The organism is Mucilaginibacter sp. P25 (genome assembly GCF_050859465.1).
Classification (GTDB): Bacteria; Bacteroidota; Bacteroidia; order Sphingobacteriales; family Sphingobacteriaceae; genus Mucilaginibacter; species Mucilaginibacter gossypii.
This window is the reverse complement of sequence record NZ_CP193937.1, coordinates 5393156-5413474: the sequence shown is the minus strand read 5'-3', so window position 1 is coordinate 5413474 and position 20319 is coordinate 5393156. Positions and strand designations below refer to the sequence as shown.

Sequence of the window (20319 nt, the reverse complement as noted above, 5' to 3'; positions counted from 1 at the left end):
TTAACTTGTTTTTAATTTACCTAAGCCGCCATCCATGCCGATAACCTGCCCCGTCATCCAGGTACTGTCATCCGATAATAAATAGGCGATAAGCCGACTGATATCTTCGGGTTGTCCTATTTTTCCTAAAGGATGACGTTTACCGGAGGCTTCCCGTTTTTCAGGGGTACTCAACAAGGCCTGAGCGAGTGGGGTGTCTGTTAATGAGGGGGCTACCACGTTAACCCTGACATGCTGGATAGCAAGCTCGGCTGCCAAAGAAAGCGCCATGCCTTCAACTGCGCCTTTGGCAGCTGCTATACTGGCATGGTAAGGCATGCCAGTTTTGGCGGCGACCGAACTGATCAGAACAATGGATGAACCTCCGGCATTTTTAATTGGTTTCATAGCCTGCCGGATCATACGTGCTGCACCTAAAACGTTCAGCTGGAAATCTTTCAAAAAATCTTCATCAGTTAACCTGCCGAACGGTTTCAGCGTAATGCTTCCGACCGAGTAAACCAACCCGTGCAGTTGCTCAGGAAGGAACAGCTCCATCGCATCCAAACTTTCTAAAACGTCTGCTTTTAAAAAATGTAAATCTTCCGGCCACTCGGCTGATGCCGATCTTGATACCGTATAAATATTGGCGTTCTGCCGATGAAGCAGTTGAACTAATGATAAGCCAATGCCGGAACTGCCTCCGACCACCAGGATATTCTTTCCGTTGAAGTCCATTATCCGATATACTTTAAAAATTCATTCTTGGTTTCAATATTTAGAAACTGCCCGCTGTATTCAGCTGTAAGCGTGGTACTGCCGGCGTCCCGGATACCACGGCTGGATACGCAATGGTGATGCGCGTCTATAATTACCGCTACATCTTCCGTGCCTAACGCTTCTTTGAGCATATTGGCGATTTGCATGGTCAGCCTTTCCTGCACCTGTGGTCTTTGCGAACAGTACTGAACAATCCTGTTCAGTTTTGATAAACCGATTACCTGCCCATTGCTGATATAGGCAACGTGGGCTTTACCTACAATAGGTACAAAATGGTGCTCACAGTTACTAAATACAGCAATATTCCGTTCCACCAGCATTTGATTGTAGTTGAATGGATTCTTGAATAAAGTGGGTTTGGGTTTGTTAGCAGGGTTAAGGCCGCTAAATATCTCCTTCACATACATTTTAGCTACCCGCTTAGGTGTGTCTCTCAAACTGTCATCTTCCAGGTCCATTCCCAAGGTTTCCATTATTGCGGCGAAATGTTTGGCGATAAGTTCCATTTTGGTATCGTCGTCCAGTTCAAATGCATCAGGCCGGAGTGGCGTGTCGAAAGCAGCGTTATAATGATCTTGTTCCAGATCAGTTACTACCTGCGCTAAAGTTAAGTCGTTAACTGTTTCGTCTTTTATCATGAAGTCGTATTAGTATAAGTTAAATGGCGTTTACTATATTATTGCCCTTCGCTGATTTTTAAGCCGGAAATAAAACCCTGTGTTTAAACCTGTATAGATCATTACATTTAGCAGGATCAGATTCATCCCATAAAAAACATCCTCTACAGAAATGGTCAAGATACGTACGCCTATGATGTGTGCCCGGGTTATACCAAACTACCAGGTTTTCCAGGCCCGTGCCGGTCAGCAAACCATTATACAGTGACACTATATCAGGCTTTGACTAAATAGGCTGCTGCACTTAAACGAGAAAACCCAGAGCCAATCACCGCTACGGAAGATTTTTCGTCAGGGATAATATTATTGATAGGATTTGACTTTAACATTTAAGGAAAATTAGCATTTAGTTTACGATTCAAATATAATACAATCATATACTATATTTTAACATGTAGTACAATTTTGTATAAATTAAGAAAGATTATAAATTACTATTTCCGCAAACTTTTTTAATTGATCCCAAAAACCAATGTTATAATTCAGTTGATAAAAAGATGATAAATGCATGTTGTAGATGATGACAGTCAGTTATTTAGATGATGACAAGCATTCTGAAAACCTGATCCTTTTCCTATTATTGCTTATGTTTTTACAATTTGTAACACAGAAAAAAATATTTGACTTCCCTGGTTAATAACGGTTTGCCCGGCATTTGTCTATCGCCTATTGATGTATAAGGTAGTACAAATTTCGCAGTCCGCCCAATGGCCGGCATACCTGAGCTATCCATTATAAGATTAAGCGCATTGTGTCTTTTGGGATACAAATTTGGGTATTGCTTTTTTCAGCATATCTAGTAAAGATCATCATATAGGTTGTTGAAATCAGCACTGGAGTAATAAGGATCTCTTTTTTTAGTTTTACTCGTTGTATTATGAAAACGCAAATAACTGTTGTTTTAGGATTAGCCTTTCTGTTAGGCAATGCATCCTGTATTAAAGACTTTCACAAACCCACCACAGTAACGGTTAGCACGTTTGCCGGTCAAAGTATTGGAGGGTCATCTGATGGTGTCGGCACATCGGCTTCATTTAACAGCCCAGTGGGTATAGCAACAGATGTTGCCGGTAACATATACGTGACAGATAATTGGACCGGCTTGATCCGTAAGATAAGCCCGGCGGCTGTAGTAACAACCCTTGCCGGCAACGATAAGGTTGACATGGATGGCCGGGGCCCTGTGTTTTGGTATCCGTCCGGCATAGCGGTAGATGCTTCAGGTACTGTATATGTAGCCGATAGTCATAACAATCGGATCTGTAAAGTAAACCCGGAGGGCGTGGTAACAACCTTTGCAGGTAGCGGTGCCCAGGGAACAGCCGATGGCCCGGGAGCTACGGCTACATTTTATAATCCGGGAGGTTTGGCCTTAGATGCCTCCGGTAATGTTTACGTGGTACATAGTAACCTGGTCCGTAAGATAAGCCCGGAAGGCGTAGTAACAACCCTTGCAGGTAGCGGTGCAGCAGGTTCGGCCGATGGCAAGGGTACTGCTGCGTCATTTAATGGTGCTTCTGATGTAATAGTAGATGCTATCGGTAACCTATATGTGGCAGATTCCCACAATAACCTAATCCGTAAGATTAACCGGGGAGGCGTGGTAAGTACGCTTGCAGGAAGCGGCGCCAAGGGTGAAGCTGATGGCAAGGGTGCTGCAGCTTCATTTGATACTCCGTTTGGTTTGGGTATAGATGCCGCAGGTAATATATACGTGGCGGATCGTCTGAATAATAAAATACGCAAGGTGACCCCTCAAGGTGTGGTAACCACGGTAGCCGGTACCGGTGAGTTTGGGTCAGATAATGGCCCGGGCGCTACAGCTACATTTAAAACCCCAACTGACGTGGCCGCAGATAATTTCGGCAATTTATATGTAACTGATGGCAATACTATGATACGGAAAATAGTGATAAGTAGATAAACTCTCTGAATGATATCTATTAAAACTCCATTATATGTTAGGAATGGTCAAGCATAAACCCTGAATAATCGGTTCTATCGAAAACGGGTTAGATATTTGAAATCAGCCTGACCATCAAACAGAGTGGCTAATAGTTTCAGTTCATCCAAAATAGGTCTGTGGGTACATCGGGTTTTAGTACTATTTTAGGCAAGTTGTCAATTTTATTGGCAACTTTTTTATGAATTAATTGCAGGTAGCCAATTGCTTCTCTTGAGGTAATCGATTAAGCTAATTATTTACAATTGAGTTTTATTCCTCTTGTTAAATTTGTAATAATTGAACCTCATGGACCATATCATATTCAACATTATTTCTGAATCCTAATGTTGATTACACCCGCAGTCCGCGATACGGACAGAGGATCGGAACAAATTAATCATAACGCCTAAACAATCAAATATTGATTGGACAAGCTGTTTAGGTCAATCATCAACACATTAACGTTCGGCGCAATCAAAATGCCGGAATCCGGCTGGGTTTTCAAGATCCGCTAAACAGCTCGTGCCACTGGCGTATCATGCCTAAAAACCTGTTATTTAAAATGATGATCTTAAACATAGCAAAAGCCAGCTGACTTATGTTGAAGGGGGATTGGGATATATAAGGTTCAAAAAGCTAAATAAACCAGATTGACTTTCCGGAGGATATTTGGTGTGTAAAAAAAGCTATTGCATGGCTGATAACTCGCATAAAACAGCCAAATCCTTTAGAAATTGGTTCGAATTCTGTACCGTTAGGCGCACCATATAGGAACTGTGTCTGAGTTCTGAAAGGGGCACTTTAAAAGAGTGAACCTTTTTAATTATAAAAAGCCGCTACTTTTCGATTTGATCAAACAGAACTCGGATCAAGCAGAATTCTTGTGGGAGAATGAAAAAGCATTTGCTTTGTGGATATAATAATTAATACGTTGTCGATATCACGAAAACTCAAAATGTTCGATAACTGGAATATCGCTAACTGAGTTGATGAACAGATCCATTTTAACTGAAGGTCCGTGAAGCTGCCATGTTAAAAGCATATAGTCACCATCTTTCACCCTCTTAACCATCTTGAATTTCAGTTTATGAGCTGTCATCATATCTTCGCACAAGATGATACCATTTACCGAGACCGGGCATTTAATATAAAATGTTTTGGATTGATTATAATAATCTATTTTCTTTTGAAAGAAAGGAAGTACGGAAAGTATAAACAGGATCATTATACTGGCGAACCCGGCAGCTAAGTAGTAACCGGCTCCAATACCCATGCCTACTGCTGCAACGGCCCAGATGGTAGCTGCGGTAGTGATGCCATTAACCCGGTTTTCACCTCTGAAAATAACGCCGGCACCAAGGAACCCAATCCCCGTAACCACGTTTGATGCTATCCTGTCTGCATTGTCAGGCGCCCCAATGGCGGTTGACATGAGTGTGAAAAAACAAGCGCCAAAAGATATCATGATGGTGGTACGGAAGCCAGCCGCCTTACCATGATATTCTCTTTCGGCGCCTACAAGTCCGCCCCACAACAGGGCCAGTAAAAACCTGACCAGTATTTCTATATCGAAAGCCATAAATTCAATTTTATTTGATTATAACCGAATATATGATTTTTATAGATACTTGAACCTGCCGGATTTCATCATTTATGTAGCGGGAGAACCCGGTTTTCAGAGACAGATTGCTGTCATCTGCTGTAATGATAATTGCCGGGGCCCACAGTGAATTTTTTGTAATTATTTCCTGAAAAATCGGGAACAAAAATATCAGCTGTTGTATTTTGCGGAACAGTTACCCTCATATCTAATTTCCTATCAGTGATTTGCCATTTACTATAGATGGTTCCGTACGGGCAATCGTATTTTCCTTCGGCCCATGATAGCCCGCCGCCAATTACCGGTTTGATTGTTATTTTTTTATAGGCTGGTGCGGCAGGCGTAATACCTGCAATATAGCGATACATCCAATCGCCGATAGCCCCGTAAGCGTAATGATTATAAGAATTCATAGATGACTCTTCAAAACTGCCGTCGGTCCTGATACCATCCCATCTTTCCCAAATAGTTGTAGCCCCCTGTTTAATTGGGTATAGCCAGGAAGGATAAGTATCCTGCAATAATAACTTGTACGCCACGTCGGCGTAACCGAACCTGGTGAGGGCATCACAAAGATAAGGAGTGCCTAAAAAACCCGTTGTCAGGTGATCCCGGTATAGCCCGATGTTCTTAACAAGGCGGGCTGCAGCCTGCTGTCTCAAGTTTTTCGGCAGCATATCAAATTCCAAAGCTAATACGTATGCTGTTTGGGTATCTGATGAGATCAGGCCGTTAGCGGTAACATATTCGTTCACAAATGCCCGTTTTATTTTGAGCAACAACTTTGAATAATATTGCTCGTCGGTTGTTTTGTTTAAAACTTTGGCGCTGTTGATCAGTATTTGGGTTGAATATGCATAGAAGCATTGTGCGATAAGATATTTGTTGGTTATCGCAGATGTACCATCTCTGTCGTTATTCACACTATAAAACAACCAGTCGCCAAAATGATTACCCGTTACCCATAAATTGTTCCTGGTTTGCTTTTGGATATAATTAACCCAGGCTTTCATGCTTTGAAACTGGTTTTCTAAAATCTTTTTGTCTCCATATGCAAAATACATATTCCATGGGATGATGGTTGACACATCTCCCCATCCTGAACTGCCGCCAACCTCATTTGTGCCATTTTTGAATACATCCGGAACCACAAAGGGGATACTACCGCCTGGATACTGATCGGCAGCTACATCCTTGAGCCATTTGGTAAAGAAATTGTGAACATCCATATTAAATGCTGCTGTACGTGAAAATACCTGCGCATCGCCTGTCCAGCCTAAGCGCTCGTCGCGTTGCGGGCAATCTGTTGGTACATCAAGAAAGTTACCTTTCTGTCCCCATTGGATATTGTGTTGCAATTGATTAAGCAAGGGGTTGGAGCATAAAAAGCTCCCGGTAGCTTTCATATCCGAATAAACAGCTACAGCGGTAAAGTCATCTGGATTTAATGCGCCTTTTATACCGCTAACCTTAATGTACCTGAAACCCTGCCAGCTAAATTGCGGCTCAAATGTACGTTTTAAGGTATCTTTTAATATATAAGTGTTTTCGGCCTTTGCCGCCCGTAAGTTCTCTGTATAAAATTCGCCTGCTTTATCCAGCACTTCTGCGTGAGCAATTTTAATTGAGTCTCCCGGATGGCCTTTCAGTGTAACTTTTACCCAACCCACCAGATTTTGACCAAAATCAATCACCTTTTCACCGCGTGGCGTAGTTATGACCTTTATTGGCTTAAATGTTTCATGTTGCTTAACGGGTTCGTTATATGTAGCAATAAGGGTGTTTTTAGCGTATGGCATTATGATTACAGGATGCCAGTCATGGTCATCAGAAGCGGGCTTTGCCCATCCTGATTTTTCTAATCTCGTATCAATAATACAACCGTTGTAGATCTCGGCAAATTGTAAAGCTCCCGTAGATGATCTCCAGCTTTGATCTGACGATATGATTTTCTCTGAGCCATCGGTAAAGATGATCCTCATCTCCATTAAAACTGCTGTTTTATCACCATAAAAATTAGCCCTGGGTGTATAAGGGCCCAGCGGGCTGCGATACCAACCGCTGCCCAGTGTAATACCCATGGCATTTTCTCCCTGGGCTAACAGAGTTGTAACATCATAGGCCTGATATTGTAACCTTTTATTATAACTTGTCCATCCTGGTGTAAGGAAGCTGTCGCCTACTTTATGCCCGTTTAGTTGTGCTTCATAAAAGCCATGCGAAGTTATATAAGCTGTAGCCTCCCGTATTTTTTTGTTTAATGAAAAATTAGTTCTCAGCAAAGGAGCGGGGGCGTTTACTGTATCATTTAAGGCAGGCCTAATCCATTGGGCATGCCAGTCAGAAGCAGATAGCAGGCCCATTTTCCAAAATGACTGATCACTCCAAGCTGAACGTAATCCGTTGGTATCCCAAATCCTTACCCGCCAAAAATATTTATGGCATGATAGCAGTGTTTTGCCGCGGTAAGGTACATACACTGACTGATTTGATGTTATTTTTCCGCTCGACCATAACGGGGTTGTATTATTTTCGCTGAACGAGGCTGAGTCTACTTGTATTTCATAAGCTTGTTGGCCGACGGGTATATTATTTTTTTCTGCAAGTTGCCAGCTAAAACGCGGATTGTGTGCATCAATACAAATTGGGTTTTTCAGGTTTTCGGTTAAAAGATTTTTTAAAACCACTTGTGCCGAGGTAGTGAGCCATGAAAATAAAAAACATCCAATAAGAAATGGTGCTCTCATAATTTAATGTATAGGGTAACCGGTAAATTGGTTTATAAAAATAAAGCAGGATGGTTTCATTACCATCCTGCTCTGTCTTTTGAATACTTATTATATTTTCGAGAGATCGTTATCCCGAGTTTGGGAATAACGTTTACTTTCCCTTGAGTTGAACCATCACTTTTATGGTTTGGAAAATTATGCTTAAGTCGTTATTAAAGTTGATGTTTTTTAAATATATAAGATCATAACGAACACGATGACGCATTTCCTGAACATTTTCGGCATAGCCATAATTTACTTGTCCTATAGAGGTGAGACCCGGCTTGAGTTTAAATAACTTTTTGTAGTTAGGTGATTCTTCTATGAGTTGCTCAATAAAATACTGCCGCTCTGGTCTGGGACCAACGATAGACATGTCGCCCTTTAAAACATTCCAAAACTGGGGTAATTCATCCAGCCTGGATTTACGTAAAAATACACCCCATTTGGTAATTCGGGGATCTTTATCTTTTGACAGCATCGGAACGGCTTGTTCTGAATTTACATACATGCTTCTGAACTTATACATTCTGAAGGGTTTATGATTCCTGCCAATTCTTTCCTGGCGATAAAAAACCGGACCTTTTGAAGTTAATTTAGTTATTATCGCTAATGCAATAAACACAGGAAGCCCAGGGATCATTACCAAAAGGGAAAACATAATATCGAAACAGCGCTTGAAGAAAATAATTTTCAAACTAAGCTCAATGGAAGAAGAAAGCTGTATTACAGGGAGATTTTCATAATTGACGATACTGGCATAGCTGTTATCAAGTACAAGGTCCGAAACCAGTTTAATTTTAATGGAATGTTGGTCGCCGAGATTAACCAGTTTATTTAATAAAAGCTGATCCATAAATTTGTAGCATATAAACGCTTCATCTGGCTTGGCCTCAAGGATTTTATCAAATAATATTTCATGGGGCAGGCTCTCAATCATTTCTTCGGGTATGGTGGTAATAAAATTATACCCGTACTCCGGATGCCTTGAAAATGATTTTTTTACCCGGTTAACGATATCAGCATTACCAATTATGATGACATGTTTAATATTATAACCTTTTTTACGAATAAAATCGAGTGTGAAAAAGATTAGGGAGCGCTGAACAACTATAAAGATAAAAAACAAAAGATACGTGCAAAACATCACCATTCTGCTTATCTCATAAAGCTTAAAGAAATATACTATCCCCAGAACCATTACCAGGTGGTATACGATAGAGGACATAAATTTGCTTAAATTGTCACTTAATATCAGGGGCCTTTTTATGATATAGTTTTTAGTTACCGAAGCAATGGTAATCCAGGTTAAGTTAACTAATAATAAAAAATCAGTCGACTGTATTTCTGACAGAATAAAATGCAAATATAAATAGGTGGGCACACTGTAGTGCAATATTTAATAAGATTAAATCACAAAAAAATGTGAATGGCTGAAGTAGTTTAGAGTAGCGCATTTGCGATCAGGGTTAAGTTGTGCAAATATAATAATTTTACTAAAACGAATCGTTTTTAAATAAAACCAATGTTTGTTAAACTTAATTACGGGGTATTCATCGAGAACGCTACAATTAAAAACTAATAATTCTTTATTTTATTTTGTGTTTTATTATTAATTTGGACAAGTAGCTCATTTTTAAATATATCTGTTGAAAAAGAAGAAGCGTGCCGGGTAATTTCTTTATAATTAAATAACGATTCGTTAACCTCGAAACGCTCCACTGCCTCTTTAATGGCTTCGGCAGATTGTTCATAGAAGAATATGCCTGTTTTGTTTTCGACAACACTTTCCAACGCGCCCCCTTTACCAAAGGCAATTACAGGAGTGCCGCAGGCCTGGGCCTCAACAGGTAAAATGCCAAAGTCCTCTTCAGCTGCAAACACAAACGCCTTAGCTTCGGCCAGGTATTTTTTGAGTACATCAAATGGTTGATAGCCAAGTAAGGTTGTATTTGAGGTAGTTAATTTGCTCACCTTTTTAAAATCAGGACCTTCGCCAATAACAAATAATTTTTTATCAGGCATCTGGGCAAAGGCTTGCACAATCAGATCAATTTTTTTATAAGGGACAAACCGTGAACAGGTAACGTAGTAATCCTTTTTTCATAAACAGGTAAAAAATCTTCTGTTGCTACGTTGGGGTATATAACTGTACTTTCACGGCCGTAGATCTTTTTAATTCGCCTGGCTATATAGTTTGAATTAGCGATAAAATGATCGACCCGGTTGGTGCTTATGATGTCCCACTGCCGGACGCGGTGCAGCAAATATTTCGCTATGAAGCCCTTCAGGCCCTTGTCCAACCCGGATTCTTTTAAATATTGATGATGCAAGTCCCAGGCATAGCGTATTGGCGAATGACAATAACAGATATGTATTTGGTTTGAATTGGTTAAAGCTCCTTTAGCTACAGCATGTGAGGATGATATAATCAGATCATAGCCTGATAAATCAAACTGCTCAATAGCCAAAGGAAATAAAGGCAGATAGGCCCGGTATTTAGTTTTTGCAAATGGCAGTTTCTGAATAAAAGAAGTGTTTATCTTATGCCGGGAAAGGCCAAGCTTAAAAATGGTTTCCTCGCGGGCTACAAGCGTATAAATATCCGCATCCGGATATAATGCGGCAATTTCTTTAAAAACATTTTCAGAGCCCCCAATTACGGTAAGCCATTCATGTACTAATGCGACTTTCAAGGTTGTGTAATTAAATCAGTAATGGAATTGACAATTTGCCTGGCCGAAGTTTCCCAGCTAAACCGCTTTATATTTTGTTTTCCGTTTTCAACAAGACGCCCGCATAATGCCACATCTTCAATAAGTAAATCAATATTTTTCGAAATCTCCGCAACATTGAGCGGATTTACATAAACACTGGCATCACCGCAAACTTCACGCAAGCTGTCTATGTCAGATACTAACGTTGGACAGTCCTGGGCCATTGCCTCAAGCGGCGGAATTCCGAAACCTTCATATAAACTTGGATAGACAAATAAACTTGCTTTGTTATATAAACCTGCAAGTTCGTGGTCGTTAACGCGCCCGGTGAATATAATATCAGGATGTACATCAAGATGCGCATTATCTTCGTTATTGAAAATCGAGTTGCTGTCTCCAACTATTATAAGTCTAATACCTCTGTGTTTTATTGATCCGAAGGCCTGCACAAGGTTCTGTATGTTTTTTCTTTTATCTATTGATCCTACAGCCAATATATACTTGCCGTAATCTGATTTAACAGGTGTAGGAGAGGGGAGTTCAGATATGCCATTATATATCACTTTTATTTTTGCGGCTTCGACATGGAGATACTTTACGATTTCAGTTTTTGAAAAATCACTTACAGTGAATATGCGCTTAGCTTTCCTGCTTATCTTTGGTACCAGGAATTTGTAAAACCTTACAAAGTTTTTGCTAAACCACTGTGGATTAACTAAAAAGGCAATATCATGTATGGTAATTACCTGATTGTTGTAAAATAGCGGTGCAACATTGCACATGTTGATAAGTAAGGGGCTGCTGTTCTTTTTTAAATATAATGGTAAATCAAGCTGCTCCCATATAACCCCTTTATTTTTTCCTATGATGATTACACCAAGCTGCTGAGCCAGATCGTGGTGAATGATGTTGGACGGAGCCACAAATATAATCCCCGGCATCATCAATTTTAACTGTTTTGCTATCTCAATGGCAAAACGTTGCACTCCTGTAAGTTTTTGGGTGAGGAAACGCGCGTTGATAATAATTTTCATGTTTACTTTTTTAAAATAAAAACATAGAAAAAAAGTACTATTAAAGGCGGGAAAAACATGTATGAAAAAACGTAAAACCCCGATAGTTGAATGCCGATAAGACTATAAAACGTTATTGCAACAATGTTTTTTGACATGCTGCCGCTTTTTATCCAATGTTTCAGATATTTTGTAAAATATCCCATTATTAAACCTGATATGAGACTTACAGCAATAACGCCAAGCCATGAAAATGCCGTATATCCCCATATAGATACAGGCAGTCTTAGCCCTCCAGAAGTAATGTCATTTAGGTCGGTGTCAGGACTTATTACTTTTAGTGCCCAAACCGAGGGGTTCCACTGGTAATGACCCGGAATTAATCCTCCCAAAAAAGTTTTTCCATAAGTTAGCTCCGGGTTAAGCAGATACATTTTTAAAAATTGTAGTTGATCTGATATGTCCGGTGCCCCCGAAGCAATCAGCGTCCACAATGAATCTTCGGAATACAGATCAGTGAATTGATCTATGCCAAAAATAAGCCCTATTATGTAGTAGGAGATACTGCCTATAATTATTGTAAAAGAATTGAAAATAACGAATAACCACGAATATAGTCGGCCTTTATCAGCGCACACCAGGCCAATAACCGTTAATAGCGCAAATGCCGTTGTTCCACGGTTCAAAGTTGATAACAGAACACATGAAGCGAGTATTACAAGGGAAATGTTAAAAAATGTCCGCTTGATATAAACCAAAATAAAGCCAAAGCCGAGGGCATTTATTAAGATAAGATTAGAAATGCGGTATAAAACTGCTACACGCATATATGGAGCTTCATAAGCGCCCCTAAAAAACTTTGCATTTAACGGATCACTTGCAAATGCTGGCACAAAACCCATTAAGAGGTAGCTTAATAGCATGCCTGCGACACCTATAATCAGAAAAATCTGTGTAAGTTTAATAAACCGTTTTTGATAAAATTCATTATCACGTATCACAAAACTTAAGGGCATTCTTATTAGAGGTACAAGGTAACCTATAATTAATCCCAATAAATAAGCAAAGGCGCCTAAAACGGTGATCTTGTAAAATAAATCAAAAACTTCTCCGCTATAATTTTCATTATCGCTTAGCATTATAAGCGGAACGAAATAAGCGACAAATACAAAACCTACATTAAGCAACATAGGCACATTGTACCTGCTGGGCCAAACTAGTATCGGTCCTATTGTTAAAATTGTAAGGGAAATGAACAGAATAAAATTATTCATTAATTATATTTTACCAGTATAGGATGTAAACAAAACTTTAACAACAGCTTTGGTCACCCTTGTTACGAACCTCACCCTGCCCTTTAATAACCTCTTTAATAATGCATAAAATACCCCTATAGTAACACTGACAGTACATTGAGGATACCATTTTTTTGTGAACTTAAGCCGATTCACTATAGAGAAATAATCGGCAACAGATTTGTCTTTATTTTTCCCGTTTAACGAAGCTCCTTCTATTGAAGCTCCCTCTTTATGATATACTATCGCGGTTGGTTCTAACGCTATTTTAAAGCCATATTTGCGTCCTGTCAAAATCCAATCCATTTCTTCATAATACAAGAAATAGTCTTCATTCATCACGCCAACAGTGCTTAAAAAAACAATTGGAAAAAATATTGATGCTCCTACAATATAATTGTCATTGCTCATTACGTAATTGTTATACTGCCCACGGTCTATTTCTCCGTCGCCAATATGATAGGTACTTCCCAGCCATTTATTGTATCGGCCACATATTGCCTGCAAAGCCTCTTTTTTATAATAATATTTGAGTTTGCTTCCGATAACATATACCGGATCGTTATTTTTATAAAAGTTAATCATATTTTTTAACGTTTCTTTTTCAATAACGGTATCGTTATTGAGTAGCCAAACGAATGATGATTGATTAGCACTTTTTAAAATATATTTAAATGCCAAATTATTAGCAGCGGCAAAACCTCTGTTAATAGCTTTTATAAATAGTACCTTATTAGGCGCCGGCTCAGCTTTTTCAAGCTGAGCCTCTTTTAAATAGGTATACGAAATTGGTTTGCCAAGCATAGGATAAACCAATTCAGGGAATAACGTGTTTATTTCTGAACAATTATATTCACCTTTGAGCCATCGACGAATATTATATTCAGATTCATCGTTGGGCGAATTATCAATTATGATAACCTCAAAATTTTGGTATGAAGATTTTAAAACACTTTCCAAGCATTCAATTGTATCTTTATACTTAGTATAATTTACTAAAACTATGAATACTTTACTCATGTTTTAACCTCGCTTCAATCATCAGTTTTCGACAGGTAAAATACCGCAGAAAATTAAATTTGTTCAAAACTCTTTTGATCGGATGGCTATTATCAAAATCATAGGCTAATTGCCTGCTTTGGTATAGGTTAAATGACTTTAAAAATTTTAGCAATGATTTGCTTGAATAAAAGTTAACCTGAGATGTTTTAGCAAGCGTCAGTCGACCAAACTTAAGATCATTTTTAATGAAACCCAATACAGTTGAAAAGCTTTTATAATTGGGCACCACAATAATCAATCTTGTATCATGATTCATAGCTTTAATAACGTTTTGCATATAATCAAGAATGTCTTCCTGGTATGGCAATGTCATATCTGAAATTATAACATCAGCAAACGAAACCGGTTGTTCCCGTAGTTCAAGAAGATTAATAGCCTTTGACCACGATGTATCTATTGCAGATTTAAAACAAGTCTGTGCATAAACTATACCGGGAGTATGTTGCAAATATCTTAATTCCTGAACAGAGGATAAACTATAATGAATAATAACCGGATTGTTTTTTTTAAATATGTTCAATGCATCATCTATAAATCTTGTCTTTAAAATAACCGCATCTTCAGCAAAATTAAGCCTGGCGGAAACAGTTTTTTTGTCAACGGTGCTTTTTACCACTTTAAAAACATAATCCACTAAGGCTTCGGTAGTTAAATTTTGAGTTGTAAATTCCAATAAGCCGTTTACAGTTTCACTATATTCTTCATCAGAGAATGGAGTGCCACTTTCAATTTTAGCTTTTATTTTCAGCAATATATCTTTAGGGAGATTTGTTAAAGTTTTATCAGGGCATTCATGTAAGTCTTTAAAATAGGGCAGGCAACCGTTTGCCAAGATTTCATAATGCCGCAAACAATCCCACCCTTCTTTTTTAAACGTTACAGCAAACTTTGATGTCTGATAATCAAAATAATATGAATCCTCTGTTTTATGTATGTATGTATGTAGCTTACCCGGATAGTTAATTGCCCACTCTCTGCTTTTCTGTGGAATCGTTTTTACAATTTTTTTGGCAGGAATTGCAAACCCTATCGGGTAAACTGTTGGAGTGCTATTTATCAGTTCTCTTTTAAAATAGTACCCTTTAGTTGTTAGTTCTTTAACAATGGACGTGCGGTCTTCCCCATCTATAAAGATGATTTTATCTGAACTGTAATTTTCAATAACAAGGTCAAGAAATAATTTGCATTGTTGAACAGAGCCGTAAACGATATAAGTATAATAGCCTTCCCGGATTCGGTTAAGCACGTCGTTAATTGGAGGTACATTTTTAATTTCAGGAGCCAATAGCCCATAAAGGGAAAAACCTTTGCCATATAAGTGTTTTTGTTCGTCGGTTAACAGGGAAGTGTACATATACCACATATCGTTGACCGCCTCAACACCCTGTTCATAAACGGTTTTTAGGCCGTGGTACATGGCATCGCATAAGTAATCGGGCTGTTGAGCCGAGCTAATAAATAATATTTTCATTACCACATTTTTCTTATTATGCTAAAAAGCTTGTTGTGAACTTTATAAGCAAATGTTTGGTAATACCTTACTTTTATTTTGCCGATAAGATTCGGTTGTCCGAATAAATTGCTGCATCTATTTTTATAATCAGCTTTAAGATCGTTATCCCAATTTACAATTAAGTAAGGTGCATCTTTAAATTCAATGCCTAAGTTTTTTAATATTAACTGCTCGAGGCTATGAACTATATCTTGAGCTCTGTAGGAGCGGTATATTTTTTGAATGGAGTTTTTTCCAAATAGTTTTGCCTGTTCCGGATTACAACAAATCTGATTAATTGCAGCGGCTATCGTCTCTTTTAATCGATATGTCACAAAGCCGGTATCCCCATTATCTACAACTTCAACCTGTGCATTGTCTTTAGCGGGGGTGCTAATGGTTACCACCGGTACTCCCATACTCATTGCCTCAGCCATCACCATTCCAAAACTTTCGCCTATATTACTTGCTGCTAAGAAAACATCCATTGCTTTATAGTAAGTAAGAAGCTGTTTCATATGAGTTGTGTTATCTAATATTATTACGCTGTTAGTTATTTTTAGTTTTTTGATCAACGCAAGCATCCTTTTCGTGGCACCCACCAATAAAAATTTAGCATTATTGTTATAGTTGAGATATTCAGCAAAAGCGGTAAGTGTTATCATATCAAATTTATGATCGTCGGCGCGGCCTACCCGACCTACCACAAAGCAGTCATTAATGTTATGCTTAATTTTAAATTGTTCAACATCTGCCAAGGGAGGTTCTATATTTTCATCTTTTAAAAAATCTATGTCAACCGGATACGGCAATACCTTTCGCTTACCCACAAATTGCTCTGCATATGAGCCGTCAAGTGCCATTCGCCGCACCAATATCATTTTTGAGATATACAGATCAAAGTCAATAAGATCATAAAATGGCGATTTCTCAAAGTGGCCGAAAACGTTAGTTTGAATTATTAATCGGGGTTTGTTTTTGTTTAAAGAAGCAAATAATTTTTCGTCCACCTGACCATATCCATGCCAATGAAAAACATCTGTTCCTTCAATAATCTTTTCGAATTCGTTAAAGTCTCCATTTAATACCACCACTTTAATACCGAGGCCCTTAATTAATTGCTCTCTTTCCCCGCCTTTGTAGAGGCCAACCGCAGTAACATCAAATTTTTCCTTATCTAAATATTTACAATATAATTGGAGTGCATATTCGGTGCCGCCTAAGCCCAGTTGATCTGCGCATTCAATAATTTTAATCTTTTTTTCCATTTAAAAAAACTCGCTTATATGATGAACTGAAGAACCTGCTAATTATCTTCGCTTCATCGATTCTCAAAATCAAAATTAAAATAAGCTCAAAACTAAAGATGAACGCGAAAGAGATAAATATTACTAACAGGTTGTTTTTTAAATACGGTTTTAAATAATCATGAAAAAAAGCCCGCCTGTTGCTAATAAAGAAAATATCAAGAGCATGAAAAAGGCATCAGTAAGCATCTTTTTCCTAAATTCTTTCAGTCCAAAATACATAAGTATTAACCCCATTATAAAGTTGGATAGCATTGATGATATGGGAAATGTATTTAATTCAAAATAATTGTTAAAAAAAATATTGAAGCCTATTTTAACCACATAGGTTAATATCACAACCTTAGAAAAAAATATACTTTTTTTTGGGCAATTAAAAGTTGGGTATAAACTACATAAAATATAACCGCAAATAACCCAAGCCCATACCACCTAAGCAACAGACTTGTAGGGTTAACATATTGTTCTACAAATTTACCCCGAACTAAAACCACTTCAATAATCTCTCGAGGTGCAATAATCAACATAATGGAAATAGGCAAAATCAGCAATATGGTAAACCTAAAATACTTCTGAGTTTCTTCCATTAACTCTTTCGCTGTGTTTTTAACTGCATAAAGCGATAACAGAGGAGTTAATACCGTTGTTACAACTGCAATCATCAAACCTGTAGGCAGCTCAGTAAATTTCCTGGCATAATCTAACATTGACACACTACCGGTGCCTTTTGTGGTTGTTATATTGCGTTCAATAATAGTATCGGCCTGTGAGAACAAGTAATTAACATATAAAGGTAACGCGAAGAGGAAGAAGGGTTTTACCTGTTGGAAATTTGGAATTATAAATTTGAAACTATAATTAAATTTATACTTAAGTTCCCGATACAGTATAATGAGCAGAAGTATTGAGCCTATATATGCTGACACAATTAATGAGTATATGCCTATTGACGGCGATAGTATGATAATCAATATGATATTGAGCGTAAGCGAAACAAATGAAAATAGATCGGGAATAAAATATGATTTGTAAGCATTTAAAATAGAACTCCAGATATTAACAATTTCCAGCATAATCAATGAAGGAATCAAAATATCGATCATCAAAACCAGTACCTTTCTTTGGTCCTCGGTAAAGCCCGGTGCAAATAAGTTTGCAAGACTATCCGCAAAACAAAATATACCTGCACTGATAATAAGAGATAAGATAATTATAGTTGATACTAATGAGTTTGTAGCATCGTTTACGCTTTGTTCCGATTCTTCTTCACGGATGTGAATATATTTTGTAATAAAAGTTTCGTTGATTGGGCCAAATAAGAGTTGTATAAATACCGTAATTATCGATACCCCTACAAGCCAGGCATCCCTATCAGATGAAGCGCCAAAGTACTTAGCGGAAAGTATAATTATAACTAATGTTAATACTGCCTTTATGAGCTTAAGCCCTCCCAAGCCGATAGTTATTGCAATACTGGATTTTTTAAAATACTGATTTAGTTTTGACTTAAATTTCAACGTGCTTTGACTTTAAAAAAGTATTAATCTGTAAAATGGTTTAGGTTTTAGACGTATATACCAAAGAACTTTTTCTGAAGTACTATTTATTTTTTTCAAAAATATCGGTCAGTTCGATCGCGCAATCCGCCCATGACTTTTGACCTAAAATAAATTTATTCCCATTTTTTGCTATTCTTATCCGCTCCTTATCGTCATTAAGCAGCATTGATAGTGCATGAACAATATTATTGGTATCCCCAGCTTTAAAAACAATGGCAGTGTCATTATTTTTAGCATACATCATATGTCCTTCAGCGTCCGAGCAAACTACTGCGCACCCGCAATGCATAGCTTCAATACCCGGTATTCCGTACCCCTCCCATAAACTCGGGGTTAAAAATATAGAGCAGCTATTCATTAGCTGCGGCAGGTTTTTAGGCGTTTGGTGATATTGAAATCCCTCCGGCAAATTTAAAGGTCCGGCGGAAGTCCCAAATAAATGAACCTTTAGATCGTTGTTTTGCTCTTTAAGCCTAAGCAAGGCCTCAAGACCAAACTTCGACCCTTTTCTTTCCTCTGTTGAATACATCATACAAATAGTGCGTTCAACCCGTTTCTCAATGGGCGATGCTATTTTAAAAAAGTTCGTATCAACACTAATTGAAACTTTATGAACCTGTTCGCCTAACTGTGTTATATAGTTTTGTATGTGATTTGAATAAGTTAGCTTAATTATGTTCTTGAATAAATACGAATCAATAATAGTTTCTTTTTCGCCTGTCCAAAATTCAAGATCTTGAATCAGATTAAATTTTTTTCCTTTAGTTTGACTGAGTTTTTGGAGGTCATACGCTAATGACCATCCTGTAAAAAAATTGCTTCAGCATCATCAATCAAGATATTGCTTACCTGTTTAATGATAGTTGATTTTATGCTTTTATTGAATTTGTACCATGCCGGGTGTTTATTAAAAAACAGGTACAATCTTTTTACTAATAGTTTTAGCCCCGATAATTCAAAAAAAGACGTTTGTATGCAATTATATACCACAACCTCGTGACCTAAATCACTTAGCTGATTAGCAAACTCATACATGATTTTTGTGCCCCCTCCTGGTCTTCGAATTACATGAGGTAGTATAATGCTGATCTTCATGTATTAGTTAAGCTTTAGGAACCAATTTGGATTGTCTGAATAATAATAGTATTAATACTATTGACAAAGATGCTAATAACATCCCCACAAAAAATCCTACAAGTTTGTTAAGTTTAGTTTTTTCGAGAGGCAGTATGGGACTGTCAATTAATTGAATTAATGGTGTCTCCTGTCTCAATGACATTTTTGAAAGTTCAAGGTTCTTTACAATCTCCCCATAAATAGCGGTACTTGCCTGTACATCTATTTGTTTTCGCTGAGACGGGGCCCTTAATATCTGCAGGCTGGGATTTGCGTTAGGTGAAGCATCTATTGCTGATGCAACTCCATTAATTGAATTATTTAGAACCCTCTTAACGCTGTCTGCTTGGAATTGAAGTGTTTGTATGTTTTGGTTGCTCTTTTTGGTCCTTGTTGTTTTGTAAAAGTCGTTAACATTTGCAACAAGTTTCAAATTAAATTCCTTTGCAAACAATTCATCTTTGTTTGTAACATCTACTCTTATAATGCTCAGTTTTTTATCCGGTTTACTAACTGTAAGCGATTGCTTATTGAGTACTTCAACAAGCTTAGAAATAATGCTGTCTTGTTTACGGCTAAAATTATCTGAACTGCCGGTAAATGAAATATCACCGTTATTATCTTCTTGTTTCCAAACGTCTCTAAGATGGTTAAAGTCAATGTACCTTTCAATTAATTGTTGCTTTTTGCCGTTAAAGGTTGCTTCGCTTAACAATGTTTTTTCAATCATTAAACGTGATCTGTATAGTTCAAGAATATTATCGTTTTGAAATATTCCACCGGCGCTTCCTCCGCCAATATCTATACCAGCCATGGAGGCCAAACTTGCATATTGATTTAAACCACCGGATTTATTTCCATCATCTAATACAAAAGTAGAAGAGGCCGTGTAAACGGTTTTTTTAGTATCGCATATGCTAACCCTAATCCTCCACCTGCTATGCTGGTAATTAATATTATGAGCCATTTGCTTTTGAGATATGAAGACACCGACCGAATTTTTTTTACA

18 protein-coding genes are annotated in these 20319 nt (G+C 37.9%); 1 reads left to right on the top strand and 17 read right to left on the bottom strand.

All coding sequences use genetic code 11. The features are described from left to right. Genes ACRQ5D_RS27275 through ACRQ5D_RS27265 form a run of 3 tightly spaced genes read right to left on the bottom strand, consistent with a single transcriptional unit; the run spans position 1 to position 1556 of the window. Entirely contained in the window at positions 1–717 is a 717-nt protein-coding gene (locus ACRQ5D_RS27275; RefSeq protein WP_091162778.1) for an SDR family NAD(P)-dependent oxidoreductase, read from the bottom strand. Continuing rightward, the gene (gene folE / locus ACRQ5D_RS27270; RefSeq protein WP_091162779.1) at positions 717–1397 is read right to left on the bottom strand and encodes a GTP cyclohydrolase I FolE; all 681 of its coding nucleotides are present in this window, start codon (positions 1395–1397) and stop codon (positions 717–719) included. Before folE ends, ACRQ5D_RS27275 begins: the two co-directional genes overlap by 1 nt. 33 nt (positions 1398–1430) lie before the next feature. Continuing rightward, entirely contained in the window at positions 1431–1556 is a 126-nt protein-coding gene (locus ACRQ5D_RS27265; RefSeq protein ID WP_369596615.1) for a hypothetical protein, read from the bottom strand. A 757-nt stretch (positions 1557–2313) separates the two neighbouring features. Here ACRQ5D_RS27265 and ACRQ5D_RS27260 point away from each other — a divergent pair. Next, positions 2314–3360 carry an NHL repeat-containing protein gene (locus ACRQ5D_RS27260; RefSeq protein WP_091162780.1) on the top strand — a complete coding sequence of 349 codons (1047 nt, stop codon included), beginning with the start codon at positions 2314–2316 and terminating at the stop codon, positions 3358–3360. Positions 3361–4321: 961 nt separating this feature from the next. Here the strand turns inward: ACRQ5D_RS27260 and ACRQ5D_RS27255 are convergent. The 14 genes from ACRQ5D_RS27255 to ACRQ5D_RS27190 form a co-directional block, all read right to left on the bottom strand. Further along, the gene (locus tag ACRQ5D_RS27255; RefSeq protein WP_091162781.1) at positions 4322–4960 is read right to left on the bottom strand and encodes an MgtC/SapB family protein; all 639 of its coding nucleotides are present in this window, start codon (positions 4958–4960) and stop codon (positions 4322–4324) included. Positions 4961–5073: 113 nt separating this feature from the next. Further along, entirely contained in the window at positions 5074–7728 is a 2655-nt protein-coding gene (locus ACRQ5D_RS27250) for a glycoside hydrolase family 78 protein (protein WP_091162782.1), read from the bottom strand. A gap of 133 nt (positions 7729–7861) precedes the next feature. Continuing rightward, complete coding sequence (locus ACRQ5D_RS27245; RefSeq protein ID WP_432327234.1) at positions 7862–9133, bottom strand: sugar transferase; 1272 nt, start codon at positions 9131–9133, stop codon at positions 7862–7864. A gap of 194 nt (positions 9134–9327) precedes the next feature. Then, on the bottom strand, positions 9328–9792 hold the full coding sequence (locus ACRQ5D_RS27240) for a glycosyltransferase (RefSeq protein ID WP_431198449.1): 465 nt from the start codon (positions 9790–9792) through the stop codon (positions 9328–9330). Between the two features lie 2 nt (positions 9793–9794). Next, a complete protein-coding gene (locus ACRQ5D_RS27235; RefSeq protein WP_431198448.1) occupies positions 9795–10445 on the bottom strand; it encodes a glycosyltransferase in 651 nt (216 codons plus the stop codon). Next, positions 10442–11500, bottom strand: a complete 1059-nt coding sequence (locus tag ACRQ5D_RS27230) for a glycosyltransferase family 4 protein (RefSeq protein ID WP_091162785.1) — start codon at positions 11498–11500, stop codon at positions 10442–10444. The genes ACRQ5D_RS27235 and ACRQ5D_RS27230 overlap by 4 nt, the downstream gene beginning before the upstream one ends. Positions 11501–11502: 2 nt before the next feature. Next, positions 11503–12753 carry an oligosaccharide repeat unit polymerase gene (locus tag ACRQ5D_RS27225; RefSeq protein WP_143020678.1) on the bottom strand — a complete coding sequence of 417 codons (1251 nt, stop codon included), beginning with the start codon at positions 12751–12753 and terminating at the stop codon, positions 11503–11505. A 3-nt stretch (positions 12754–12756) separates the two neighbouring features. Next, a complete protein-coding gene (locus tag ACRQ5D_RS27220; RefSeq protein ID WP_091162787.1) occupies positions 12757–13794 on the bottom strand; it encodes a glycosyltransferase family 2 protein in 1038 nt (345 codons plus the stop codon). After that, positions 13787–15307 carry a hypothetical protein gene (locus ACRQ5D_RS27215; protein WP_091162788.1) on the bottom strand — a complete coding sequence of 507 codons (1521 nt, stop codon included), beginning with the start codon at positions 15305–15307 and terminating at the stop codon, positions 13787–13789. The genes ACRQ5D_RS27220 and ACRQ5D_RS27215 overlap by 8 nt, the downstream gene beginning before the upstream one ends. After that, positions 15307–16596 (bottom strand): glycosyltransferase family 4 protein, encoded by a 1290-nt coding sequence (locus ACRQ5D_RS27210; RefSeq protein WP_091162789.1) that lies wholly within the window; start codon positions 16594–16596, stop codon positions 15307–15309. The genes ACRQ5D_RS27215 and ACRQ5D_RS27210 overlap by 1 nt, the downstream gene beginning before the upstream one ends. A gap of 374 nt (positions 16597–16970) precedes the next feature. Continuing rightward, the gene (locus tag ACRQ5D_RS27205) at positions 16971–18152 is read right to left on the bottom strand and encodes a lipid II flippase MurJ (protein WP_431198445.1); all 1182 of its coding nucleotides are present in this window, start codon (positions 18150–18152) and stop codon (positions 16971–16973) included. An 82-nt stretch (positions 18153–18234) separates the two neighbouring features. Further along, complete coding sequence (locus ACRQ5D_RS27200) at positions 18235–18732, bottom strand: glycosyltransferase family 4 protein (RefSeq protein ID WP_431200883.1); 498 nt, start codon at positions 18730–18732, stop codon at positions 18235–18237. Positions 18733–18986: 254 nt separating this feature from the next. Then, positions 18987–19289: a hypothetical protein gene (locus ACRQ5D_RS27195; protein WP_431198444.1), complete on the bottom strand. Its 303-nt coding sequence runs from the start codon at positions 19287–19289 to the stop codon at positions 18987–18989. A 7-nt stretch (positions 19290–19296) separates the two neighbouring features. After that, positions 19297–20277 carry a lipopolysaccharide biosynthesis protein gene (locus tag ACRQ5D_RS27190; protein ID WP_431198443.1) on the bottom strand — a complete coding sequence of 327 codons (981 nt, stop codon included), beginning with the start codon at positions 20275–20277 and terminating at the stop codon, positions 19297–19299. Positions 20278–20319: the final 42 nt, after the last annotated feature.